The organism is Clostridium sp. C2-6-12, assembly GCF_009928485.1.
GTDB lineage: Bacteria > Bacillota > Clostridia > Clostridiales > Clostridiaceae > Clostridium.
This window is the reverse complement of sequence record NZ_JAABNP010000022.1, coordinates 18630-30841: the sequence shown is the minus strand read 5'-3', so window position 1 is coordinate 30841 and position 12212 is coordinate 18630. Positions and strand designations below refer to the sequence as shown.

Annotated in this window: 10 protein-coding genes; 9 read left to right on the top strand and 1 reads right to left on the bottom strand. The window is 28.8% G+C overall.

What is annotated here, in order from left to right; genetic code table 11:
- Positions 1–181 precede the first annotated feature (181 nt).
- The 9 genes from GXK56_RS17420 to GXK56_RS17380 all read left to right on the top strand — a co-directional run bounded on the left by GXK56_RS17420 (position 182) and on the right by GXK56_RS17380 (position 11226).
- Positions 182–1144: an AEC family transporter gene (locus GXK56_RS17420; protein WP_160689723.1), complete on the top strand. Its 963-nt coding sequence runs from the start codon at positions 182–184 to the stop codon at positions 1142–1144.
- A 211-nt stretch (positions 1145–1355) separates the two neighbouring features.
- Positions 1356–2246 (top strand): GNAT family N-acetyltransferase, encoded by an 891-nt coding sequence (locus GXK56_RS17415; protein WP_160689721.1) that lies wholly within the window; start codon positions 1356–1358, stop codon positions 2244–2246.
- A gap of 377 nt (positions 2247–2623) precedes the next feature.
- Positions 2624–3463, top strand: coding sequence for a sugar phosphate isomerase/epimerase family protein (locus GXK56_RS17410; RefSeq protein ID WP_160689719.1), 840 nt, complete (start codon positions 2624–2626; stop codon positions 3461–3463).
- A 281-nt stretch (positions 3464–3744) separates the two neighbouring features.
- Positions 3745–5043 (top strand): SLC13 family permease, encoded by a 1299-nt coding sequence (locus GXK56_RS17405; RefSeq protein WP_160689717.1) that lies wholly within the window; start codon positions 3745–3747, stop codon positions 5041–5043.
- 65 nt (positions 5044–5108) lie between these two features.
- Positions 5109–6263: a glycerate kinase gene (locus tag GXK56_RS17400; RefSeq protein ID WP_160689716.1), complete on the top strand. Its 1155-nt coding sequence runs from the start codon at positions 5109–5111 to the stop codon at positions 6261–6263.
- Between the two features lie 308 nt (positions 6264–6571).
- Entirely contained in the window at positions 6572–7600 is a 1029-nt protein-coding gene (locus tag GXK56_RS17395) for a sugar diacid recognition domain-containing protein (protein ID WP_160689714.1), read from the top strand.
- Between the two features lie 173 nt (positions 7601–7773).
- Complete coding sequence (locus GXK56_RS17390) at positions 7774–8418, top strand: DUF5105 domain-containing protein (RefSeq protein WP_160689712.1); 645 nt, start codon at positions 7774–7776, stop codon at positions 8416–8418.
- A 152-nt stretch (positions 8419–8570) separates the two neighbouring features.
- Positions 8571–10337: a DNA helicase RecQ gene (gene recQ / locus GXK56_RS17385; RefSeq protein ID WP_160689710.1), complete on the top strand. Its 1767-nt coding sequence runs from the start codon at positions 8571–8573 to the stop codon at positions 10335–10337.
- Between the two features lie 292 nt (positions 10338–10629).
- Positions 10630–11226 carry an HD-GYP domain-containing protein gene (locus tag GXK56_RS17380; RefSeq protein WP_160689708.1) on the top strand — a complete coding sequence of 199 codons (597 nt, stop codon included), beginning with the start codon at positions 10630–10632 and terminating at the stop codon, positions 11224–11226.
- A 130-nt stretch (positions 11227–11356) separates the two neighbouring features.
- On the opposite strand, the gene GXK56_RS17375 is transcribed toward GXK56_RS17380, so the two are convergent.
- A complete protein-coding gene (locus GXK56_RS17375; RefSeq protein ID WP_160689706.1) occupies positions 11357–12046 on the bottom strand; it encodes a PHP domain-containing protein in 690 nt (229 codons plus the stop codon).
- Between the last annotated feature and the right edge of the window lie 166 nt (positions 12047–12212).

Here is a 12212-nt window from a genome sequence, read left to right as displayed (position 1 = left end):
TACTAATAATAAAAGTTAATATATGAAATTATAAATATTCTCTCAATTGTGTTTTGAGGGAGTATTTTTTTGTATAAATATTAATTGCGCATTAAATAGAGATTTGTGTTTACTTTAAATAAAATGTTTATGCTATAATTTACAGAGGATTTATATTAAATATTTTTGGGGGACAAGAGCAATGACTATTTTTTTACATATATTAGGAAATAATATTATACCTATTTTTACTATAATCGCATTAGGATACATAATAAGCAAGAAATTCAATTTAAATATAGCTACTTTTAGTAAATTGAATTTTTATTTATTTGTGCCTGGCTTTATATTTTATAATCTTTATACTACTGACTTATCAATTGATATGCTTAAAATCTTATTTTTTTGTGTATTATATTTAATTGTTAATGATATAATTGCAAGAATTATTTCTAAAATTCGTAATTATGATGTAGGTATGACAAGTGCATTTAAAAATTCTATAATGTTTAATAATACAGGTAATATAGGAGTGTCTCTTGTTACACTTATTTTTGGAAATGCACCTTATATAATAGATGGAAATACTCCATATTTAAATATAGCTCTTACATCTCAAATTATGATTTTAGTATTTATGAATATAACAATGAATACAATTGGATTTTATAATGCAGGAAGGGCAAATATGAATATTAAAGCTTCATTGCGCCAAATTTTTACTATGCCATCTATATATGTAATACCACTTGCACTAATACTTAAATATTTAAGTATTGACATAAAACCAACGCCTTTATGGCCTACTTTAGAATACATAAAAAATGGACTTGTACCTATAGCTTTGATATCACTTGGAGTTCAGCTTTCAAAAACTAAGTTTAATTTTAAAGATATTAATGTAAATACAGCAGTTTTCACAAGGTTAATTTTAGGTCCTGCCATTGCATTATTATTAATACATATACTAGGCTTCAATGGAATTATTGCACAGGTACTTTTAATTTCTTATTCTGTGCCAACAGCAGTAAATACAGCCTTAATTGCAGTTGAATGTGGTAATAATCAAGATTTTGCGTCCCAAGAAGTAATGGTATCAACAATTTTAAGTGGAGTTACACTTACAACAGTTATATATATAGCAAGGATTATATTCCCAGTATAAAAACATAAATGGGGATCAGTGAAGAGTTATTGGGTGAGGATGAAATGAATCAATGGCTAACTGTTAACTGATTTATTTGTCAGGGCTAAATCATTAGTATTGATTAAAAGGTTTTAGAAATATAATTCATGAGAAAAAATAATTATACTTAAATTTGGAATATTCATTACATTAAATAAGAGTATATAATGATAAAAAAGGAGGGGATTTTATGGCAATTATATTTAGAAATTATACAAAACAAGCAGGTATTACAGAAGATTATCACAAGGTTAGAGATTTTTTTATAAGGCTTGGGTATGCAGAGTTTACATATACAAGATGGGATTGGATGACAACTCATGGGTATTTGGATAAGTCTACTTTAGGCAAAATTGGAATATGGGAAGATGAGGAGCAGATTGTAGGAGTAGCAACTGTTGATTGTGAATTTGGCATAGGATTTTGTTTAACTTTACCAGAATATGCTTTCTTGAGAAAGGAAATGCTTATTTATTCAAATGAAAATTTTTCAAAAGATGGAGATTTTGGAGTTGTTATTTTGGATACTGATTTAAAATTTCAAGATGTTGCAGCAGATTTGGGATTTTATGCTACTGAAGAAAAAGATAATGATTCGATTTTTTATTTGGATAAGACACCTACAGAATATAATCTTCCAGAAGGATTTCATATTACTACAATGAAAGAAACTTTTGATTTATATCAATATTTACGCGTGATGTGGAAAGGTTTTAATCATGAATTAAATGGAGAGGGAGAATTCAAATTTTCCAAGGAAAAAGAATTAATGAGTACAGAAGAAATGATTCGTCCTAATGTTGATTTGAATTTAAAGGTGGCAGCTGTTGATACAGATGGAAATTTTGCTGCCTATTGTGGCATGTGGTACGATCCAGAAGCTGGTTATGCAGTAATTGAACCTGTAGCAACTGATCCTCAATATAGAAAGATGGGCTTAGGAAAGGCAGTAGTTTTAGAAGGAATTAAACGAGTTCAAAAATTAGGTGCTAAGACAGTTATAGTAGGCTCTTCTCAACAATTTTATTATAGTATTGGATTACGTCCATATATAACTTCAACAGTATGGAGAAAAAAATAATTTTCAAAATAAATCGGGGTATATTTAATGGACACAATTAAATTTGCAGTATTTACTGATTTATATTATGAGCATATTCAAGGTTAAATAATGAGTTGACAAATTGTAAATAAATAAAAAATGAGTGGATAATTCTAAATCTAGAAGGCTAATCCACTCTTTGTTTTTTATTTTATGTAAAATTAAAAAAAGGAGGATTAACCGAAGATATATCTTTTTTAAAATCCTATGTTGAGGATGTAGTTAAGAAAAATATTCATGCGTAACCCTGATTTATTTATCTTAGTTCTTGTAATTATTTTTGTAGTGAGGTAAAATTAATGAAGGTGTTGAACACGTGTGCAAAAAGAAATAATTAGAAGACGAGGAGCGTAATTATGAGAATTGGAGTTAGATGTCATGATGTAATTCATAACAATCTTGAAGAATTAGCAGAAAATATTCAAGAAAAAAATTTAAAAAGCGTTCATTTAGCGCTTGCAAAGATAAAAACAGGCTTTGATTTTAAGAAAAGCTACATTACTCCAGGGATGGCAAAGCATGTTAGGGATACCTTTGGAAAATGCGGAATAAGTATAGGTATATTAGGATGTTATATAAATTTAGCTCATCCAGATGATGCTGAACTTAAGGTGTTTTTAGATAGATTTAAAGAACATATAAGATTTGCAAGAGATTTTGGATGCAGTCTTATTGGAACGGAAACTGGTGCTTTAAACAAAGAGTATGTATATGGTCCAGAAAATAATACAGAAGAAGCATTTCTAAGAACCCTAAATTCAGTTAAGGAACTTGTTAAAGAAGCAGAAAAATTTGGTGTGATTGTTGCAATAGAAGGTGTTGCTAAGCATGTAATAAATACACCAGAAAGAATGAGGAGGATATTAGACAGTATAGATTCTAACAATTTACAAGTGATTTTTGATCCAACTAATTATATGTCAGCAGAAAATTATAAAGATCAAGATGAGATACTTAAAAAATCTTTTGAGTTATTTGGAGATAGAATAGTTGCAGTTCATGCTAAAGATTTTATATGTGAAGATAATAGCATTAAATCAGCTCCAATTGGAAAAGGAGTATTAAATTATGAATTATTATTAGCTTTAGTAAAAGAAAAAAATCCATATATAGATATATTTCTTGAGGAGACAAAACCAGAAAATATAGATGATAGTATTAGTTATGTAACAAAAGTTTATAATGCTGTGAAATAAGCATATTAATCAATATTTAGATTTAAATTAATAATTATACACAACCTAGAAGTGTTTAAAAATGCATTTCTAGGCTTTTTTTATGAGTTTATTGATAATATTAAAAATGTATTTGAGCAAAATAATTGTGCAAATGAACAAAAAAAAACGTCAAGTAATCAATATCAGATGAAAAAGAAATATATTATGATGTATATTGAAGTAAATAGTAAACGTTAACGTTATTTAGTCATTAAAACGAGTGATAAAATTTAAAAATATTTAAATTAGGAGGAAACAAAATGGCAATTATTCATTGGAGTGGAGCAGTTATTGGATTAGCAATAGCTATAATATTAATTTTGAAAAAAGTAAATCCTGTATATGCACTTTTCGGGGGAGCTATTATAGGAGGCGTAATTGGAGGAGCTAGCTTAGCCCAAACAACACAAGCAGTTATTGATGGTACTAGCAGCGTAATGGGTGCTGTAGTTAGAGTACTAGCAGCAGGAGTATTAGCTGGAATTTTAATTGAATCTGGTGCGGCAGAAAAAATTGCGGAAACAATAGTAGAAAAACTTGGTGAGAAAAAGGCACTACTTGCAATAGCTTTAGCAACTATGGTTATTACAGCAGTAGGTGTATTTGTTACAGTTGCAGTTATAATAGTTGCACCAATAGCATTATCAGTAGCAAAAAAAGCAGGACTTACTAAATCAGCCATACTATTAGCTATGATAGGCGGAGGTAAGGCAGGAAACATAATGTCACCAAATCCAAATACCATAGCAGTAGCAAAAGGGTTTGATGTAGATTTAGCACAAGTAATGATTAAAGGATTTATACCTGCAATAGTAGGATTAATAGTTACATATATTGTTGCTACATTGTTAAACAAAAGAGGAGAAGCAATTAAAGAAATAACTAAAAAAGAATCAGAAGCAGCTATAACAGCTAGTAAAGAAACAACAAGTTTTGGTAAAGCAATGGTAGCTCCAATGGTAGCTATAGTATTATTAGCAGTTAGTCCAATTGGAAGTATGCTTAATATACCAGCACTTGCAGCAATTAAAATTGATTCAATGATTATATTACCACTTGCAGGTATTACAGGCTTAATTGCAATGGGTAAATTTAATAAAATTATTCCTTATACTACATCAGGTTTAAGCAAAATGACAGGTACAGCAATCATATTAATTGGTGCAGGAGCAATAGCAGGAATTATTTCTAAATCTAACTTAAGTGATGCTGTGGTATACTGTATTCAAACAACAGGTATTTCAGGAGTATTTTTAGCACCAATCTCAGGTATATTAATGGCAGGAGCTACAGCTTCAACATCAACAGGAGCACTTGTAGCAGCTGGTAGCTTTGGAAAAGCAATATTAACTATGGGAGTGGCTCCGTTAAATGCAGCTGTTATGGTTCATACAGGAGCTATAGTAATTGACCATTTACCACACGGTACCTTCTTCCATACTACAGCAGATTGTGTAAAAATGGATATTAAAGAGCGTATGAAGTTAATGCCTCTTGAATCTTTAGTTGGTGGAGCTATGTGTATTGTTGCAACAATAATATATGGATTTTTAGGATAATTAGAACTTAAAGTTTTTATTTAATAATTCCACAAATATTAATATGGGAGTTAGGAGAGTTGAAGATGAAAAAAGATTTAGTTATTGCATTAGCACCAGATTCTTTTAAGGAAAGTATGACAGCAAAAGAAGCTTGTGAAGCAATGGAAAGAGGAATAAAAAAGGCCAATCCTAATATCAACTGTATTCATGTACCTATGGCTGATGGAGGAGAAGGAACTATGCAGTCCTTAGTAGATGCTACTAATGGAAAAATATATACTTTAAAAGTAGTTGGACCTCTAGGAAATGAAGTAGAAGCTGAGTATGGTATTTTAGGAGATGGAGAAATAGGAATATTAGAAATGGCAAGTGCCAGTGGTATACAATTAGTTCCATCAGAAAAAAGAAATCCATTGATTACTACAACTTATGGAACAGGACAGCTTATAAAGGCTTGTTTGGATCATGGAGTAAAGAAATTACTTATAGGAATTGGTGGAAGTGCAACAAATGATGGCGGTGCAGGGGTTATACAAGCACTTGGCGGCAAATTATTAGATAAACAGGGCAATGAATTAGGCTTTGGCGGAGGAGAATTAGGAAAATTAAATAGTATTAATTTAGAAAATTTTGATCCTCGATTAAAGGCTCTTAATATTGAAGTGGCTTGTGATGTGAACAATCCTCTTTGTGGAGAAAAGGGAGCATCTAATGTATTTGGCCCGCAAAAAGGAGCAACTAAAGAAATGATAACTGTTTTAGATGATAACTTAAAGCACTATGCAGATGTTATTAAAAAACACCTTGGAAAAGATGTAATAAATGAACCTGGAGCTGGAGCAGCAGGCGGTCTTGGAGCTGGGCTTATGGCATTTTTAGATGGTACTTTGAAGAAAGGCATTGAAATGGTAATAGAATATGCTGGACTTGAAGATAAGGTGAAAAATGCTGACATGGTTTGGACAGGAGAAGGAAGTATAGATTTTCAAACTCAATATGGTAAAACTCCATTAGGTGTTGCAACAGTGGCAAAGAAATACAATAAGCCTGTAATTGCACTAGCTGGAAGAGTTGGTGAAGGAATAGAAGTCCTACACGAAAAAGGTATAGATTCAATATTTGGTATAACTAAGGGTGCAACTTCTTTAGAAGAAGACTTAGATAAAGGTCAAGAAAATATTGAAAAGACAGCAGAGAATATAATAAGGTTTATTAATTCATTAGGTTTAGTAAAATAATAAGCTTTAAACTGAAAATTATTAATTGTACATTTAAATTAATAGAATTATTAATCATGTGAGATGCTCATGCAAAATGTGTAGGAGCCACATGTGAAGTTATAGAACCATGCATATACTAGTTATGGGATATTTCCGTATTAGTTATGCATGGTCTTACTTGTTTCTGGCATTTTCTGTTATACATTACAATGCATTTTGTTAATATAACAATTATAATCAATGAAGTGTAGTATAATTGTTATATAGGGTTTAATAACGTATATTAGATTTTACAAGCTTAACATGTTTAAAAGGATGTGGATAATATGGTGTTATCAAAGGCAATAGCACAAAAAATAGTCTATGATATGATGGATGTAATTCCTTATAACATAAATGTTATGGATGAAAAAGGGATAATTATAGGCAGTGGTGATATAAAGAGAATTGGACACTACCATAAGGGAGCCAGAAAAGCCATAAACACTCAACAAATAAATGAAGTTTATGAAGAAAATGAAAAAATGAAACCAGGGGTAAATGAACCTATTATAGTGAATGGTGAAGTAATAGGAGTAATAGGAATTACAGGACATCCAGATGAAGTGAGAAGATTTAGTAAGCTTGTGCGTGTAACAGCAGTTTTATTAATTGAACAATCCAAAATTGATGAAGAAATTCAAAATGAAAAATTAAATACACAAAAGTTTTATAATGAATTAGCTCATAGAAAAACTGAATATGATAATAAATTTCATGAAAGAGCTAAAAATTATGGAATTGATCTTACGAAAAAAAGTCAGGTTATTCTTGTAGAGGGAAATATAAATTCATATGATTTTAAAGCGTTATGTAAGAAATATATACATTATAGTGAAATTAATAATAAAATAGCATTTTTTATGACATCAAACCATGGGTATAAAGCATTGTTGGAGAATTTAAACCAAAGTAATGATGTAAATAAAATAGGCATTGGAGGTAAAGAAGAAATAGCTGCTGTTTCTTTAGAGAATGCAGAATTTGCAATGGAATTTGGGAGAAAAATAAAGCCTTCAAACTTGATTTATGAATATGATCAATTAAAATTTTTTATTCATTTATCCCATAGCAATAAAGAAATGCTTGTTTCTTTAATATCTAATCTTGATAAAGCAGGAAATAAATTAGAGCTTATTCAAACCATAGAAGCATATATAGAAGAAAACGGAGATATTAATAATGTTGCTAATAAATTAAATATTCATAGAAATACTTTGAATTATAGATTAGAAAGAATTAATAATCTTACAGGTAAGAATCCTAAAAATTTATTAGAATTATTTGAGCTTTTATGTGGTTTGATTTGGAGATAATTTATAAGAAGCGTTATGTAAGTCACTATTTCCAATCAGGGATAGTGGCTTTTATTAATTTAATGAATACATTTTAATTGATTTATTTAAAGAATATGAAAATAAATGTAACACAAGGTAAAAGATGTGATATAATAATAAATGCTGGAAAAAATTTAACGGGGGAAATAATAATGAAAAATAAAAAGTTTACTGTATTGCTACTGGTAACGATACTATTACTAAGTTGTGTTGTTACTGGTTGTGGAAAGAAGATTACACCAAAGGAATGCGCTCAAGTATGGTGGGAGATTGCATGTAATGATATGTCTAATGTATCTAAAATTAATATAACAGAAGAACAATCAAAAACTATATTAGATAATAGCAATAAAAAAAATTTGAGCTCTCTTAAGACTGCTTTTACATCTCAAGGGTTAACTGTTACAGATGAACAAGTAAAAGAATATTTTGATGCAATAGGTGAAGCAGCTAAAAAAGCTACTGTTACTATAGAAGAAGTATCAAATGATGGTAAAACGTCTCAGGTTAAATATAAAACAACTTATATTGATGCAAATAAAATAGGAACTAAGGCTGCAAATGATGCTGCTGAATCTGTAAAAGCATTAGGTCTTACTAATAAAAAAGATGTTATGAATAAATATTCAGAATTATTTGTTAAGAACTTAACAAATGAATTTAAGAATGCAACTTTTAGTGAAGACACTAATGAAAAAACTTTTACATTTACAAAGAAAGATAAAATTTGGGTTCCAGAAAATCAAGAAACATTGAGTACAGAATTGGGTTCATTAATTTCAGGAAAAGCAAAATAAAGAAACTAAATAAAATGCATCCGTGGAAATTTCCATGGATGCATTTTTTATTACTTAAAAATGATGGTTATATTTTGTTTAAGAATTTGAGTGTTTGGTATATACTAATATTTAGAAAGAATATTGAACATTTATAAGAAGGGTAATTAAACATGGATAATAAACAGAAGATTTTTTATGCATTAAAAAAATATTATGGTTTTGATTCTTTAAGAAGAGGTCAATTTGAAATTATAAATAGTATTTTAAATAGAAAAGATACCTTTTGTTTAATGCCAACAGGAGCTGGAAAGTCTATTTGTTATCAAATACCTGCTATAATATTTCAAGGCATAACTATAGTCATATCTCCTTTAATTTCTCTTATGAAGGATCAAGTCGATAATTTAATAGGTAATGGAATTAAAGCCGCATATATTAATAGTACACAATCTATAGAGGATATAAAAAGGATATTACTAGAATCTTCTATGGGAGAATATAAAATACTGTATATTTCACCGGAAAGACTTGAGTCAAGAATGTTTATAGATATGATTAAAGATTTACATATATCTCAAATTGCAATAGATGAGGCTCATTGCGTTTCACAATGGGGACATGATTTTAGGAGAAGTTATTTAGAAATTTCTAATTTTATTAATGTTCTTAAAAACAGACCTGTAATATCTGCATTTACAGCTACTGCAACAAACGAGGTTAGAGAAGATTCAGTGAAAATGCTTGGACTGAATAATCCTTATATATACAAAGGTGATATTAATAGAGAAAATTTAAATCTTAATGTGTTAAAAGAAATAGACAAACTTGAAACGCTTAAAGATATAATAAGAGAAAATTATGAACAGTCAGGGATAATTTATTGTGCTTCAAGAAAAGAAGTGGATGAGCTGTATTATTATTTAAAGGATTTAGGCTACAATGTTGGAAAATATCATGGTGGTCTTAAGGATGAGGAAAAAGAAAAATTTCAAGAAGATTTTTTATATGAAAATATAGATGTAATTGTTGCAACCAGTGCATTTGGAATGGGAATAGATAAATCTAATATAAGATTTATAGTCCATTTTACACTTCCTCAAAATATAGAAGCTTATTATCAGGAAATAGGCAGAGGGGGAAGGGATGGAGAAAAATGCAATTGTTACTTATTTTATTCGGAAAGTGATATAAGAAGAGTTGAATATATAATAAATAATAGTGCTTCTATGAATAGACGAGAAGTACAACTGAGAAAATTCCAAGGAATTATAGATTATTCCAATTTACAAGAGTGTTTTAGAAAATATATATTAAACTATTTTGGTAATGAACGTAAATTGAATTATTGCAATAACTGCAGTAATTGTTTAAAAGATGATGAATTAAAAGATTTTACAAGAGAAAGTCAAATGATTTTATCAACAGTTTTTAGAACAAAGCAGCAGTATGGAATTTCAGTTCTTGTGGATATATTAAAAGGTTTTAAAGGACCTAAGATAATACAAAATCACTTAGATAAAATAACTACCTATGGAATAATGAAGGAATATGAAGGAGCTTTTATAAAAGATTTGATTAAGAATCTACTTAATGAAGGTTATGTTGATTTAAAAGAAGGAACATATTCAATGCTAAAACTTAATAATAGGTCAATGAAGGTTCTAAAAAGTGAAGAAACAGTTGTATTTAAGATTTTAGATAAGGCAGAGCCAATTTTAAATCAGGAATTATTTGAAGCTTTAAAGAAATGGAGAAAAGAAAAAGCTTATAAAGAAAGAATAAAACCTTATATAATATTTTCTGATACAAGCTTAATAGCAATATCTAATAGTAAACCTAAGACTTTGGATCAGTTACTAGAAATCAGGGGAGTTGGAACAAAAAAAATTGAAGCTTATGGAAATGAACTTTTAAATATAATAAATAGTATTAATTAAAATTAAGCGATATAAATAAGAAGTAATATCCAAATCTTAAAATTTTGAAATGCAATTTACTACAGTTCAATCAGTTTTAATAGTTGTAAAGAAATAACTAAACAATAAAAGGTAATTTAATTGGAATTTATGTAATATCAAAAAGATATATAAGATATTTATGTAGAATTCCTTTTATTTTATAAAATTAAATATTTAATGAAGCACAAAAAAAATCCATGTTTTCTATTTAAGTGAGTTAAGAAGTATGGTAATATGTGAAAAGAGTCAAAAAAAGGTGGGAGGTGAGGCAGTGAGGGAAGAATATAGTAATGACATGTATCATGATATCATAAAAAGTATGGTAGCTGCATTAGAAGCAAAAGATCTTTATACCTCAGGTCATTCTATAAGAGTTGCAGAAATGGCTTATAGCTTAGGTGAAACTTTGGGAATGACAAAGGAGGAATTAAGAATTATGCATATTGCAGGTGATTTGCATGATATCGGTAAGATTGGAATTCCAGACAGTGTTTTAAATAAACCAGGTAAGCTTGAAATAGAAGAATGGGAATTGATGAAAAAGCATTGTGATATTGGATATAATATATTAAGTAAAGCTAATACTCTTAATGACATTTCAAAAATAGTTTTGCATCATCATGAAAGATGGGATGGAAAGGGATATCCTGGAGGACTAAAAGAAGAAGAAATACCATTTGCATCGAGAATATTGGCAGTTTGTGATTCTATAGATGCAATGAAAAGTGACAGACCATATAGGGAATCTATAAGTGATGAAATATGTAAAAATGAAATAAATAAAAACAAAGGAATAATGTATGATTCTCAAATAGCGGAATGTATACTTGAAAATTGGCAAGAAATTGTTGGCAAACTTTATATTTAAAAATGTAACTATATTATAAGTGAGAATCAAAATTTAATTTTTTGTTATTCGAACTTACTCAACGATCTGGAGGGAGTCGAGTTTCCTTAGATATGTCTATATATAGTTACATTTTTTTATTTTAAGGAGTTTATAATAATCTGCCACTACGTAAAAAATTATATATTTCTTGGCTGTCCAGATACACATCTCCAATCATTCCATGAGATTTATGAAGTTTGTTGTAATCATGAAAGTCAGAACCAGCTGTATAAATTAAATTATTACTTTTAGCTAAATCAACGAAATATTTAGTATCTTTATCGGTATTACAATAGTATTTAGCTTCAAGTCCATCCAAGTTCATTTGAATAACTTCTTTAAAATTAGTTGGATTTAAAAGTATAGGATGAGCCAAAATTACCACAGCACCGAAAAATTTTAGAAGTTCAATTCCTGTTCGCATATCAAGTCTTTTATTTTTTCTTCCATAGAAGTTTATGCTGTTTCCCAGTAGACATTTTATATCAGATATTTTATGAGCTCGTACATTTCTTAATATTTCAATTAAAAGATCATTTTTATAATTATTATCTCGAAAATATCCTAAAATATGAACTCTTGAATTATTATATCTAGTAGATAATTCAACTCCAGGAATTACTTTGATTCCAAATTTCTTTCCAACCTGTATAGTTTCATCTAATCCTTCCGTAGTATTGTGATCTGTTAGAGAAATAATATCCATTTTATTTTCTTTAGAGATTATAACAATTTCTTCTGGCGTGCATTTTCCATCAGAATATATAGAGTGAATATGAAAATCACCTTTTTTATACATTATAGCTCCAATCTAAATCATAACTACTTTTATTATATGTTCGTATATTTTAAGTGTTAAACATTGAATTTTAGGTTGATTAATTAAAGTAGCATTAAATAACAAATAGAAAAATTAAAAGAAATCATTTACAAAACAAAATCATCAGTATATAATAAATTCATAC

Bases quoted from the DNA above. Each gene is read 5' to 3' on its own strand.
- GXK56_RS17420 (WP_160689723.1), top strand. From the start codon at position 182: ATGACTATTTTTTTACATATATTAGGAAATAATATTATACCTATTTTT.
- GXK56_RS17415 (WP_160689721.1), top strand. From the start codon at position 1,356: ATGGCAATTATATTTAGAAATTATACAAAACAAGCAGGTATTACAGAA.
- GXK56_RS17410 (WP_160689719.1), top strand. From the start codon at position 2,624: ATGAGAATTGGAGTTAGATGTCATGATGTAATTCATAACAATCTTGAA.
- GXK56_RS17405 (WP_160689717.1), top strand. From the start codon at position 3,745: ATGGCAATTATTCATTGGAGTGGAGCAGTTATTGGATTAGCAATAGCT.
- GXK56_RS17400 (WP_160689716.1), top strand. From the start codon at position 5,109: ATGAAAAAAGATTTAGTTATTGCATTAGCACCAGATTCTTTTAAGGAA.
- GXK56_RS17395 (WP_160689714.1), top strand. From the start codon at position 6,572: ATGGTGTTATCAAAGGCAATAGCACAAAAAATAGTCTATGATATGATG.
- GXK56_RS17390 (WP_160689712.1), top strand. From the start codon at position 7,774: ATGAAAAATAAAAAGTTTACTGTATTGCTACTGGTAACGATACTATTA.
- recQ (WP_160689710.1), top strand. From the start codon at position 8,571: ATGGATAATAAACAGAAGATTTTTTATGCATTAAAAAAATATTATGGT.
- GXK56_RS17375 (WP_160689706.1), bottom strand. From the start codon at position 12,046: ATGTATAAAAAAGGTGATTTTCATATTCACTCTATATATTCTGATGGA.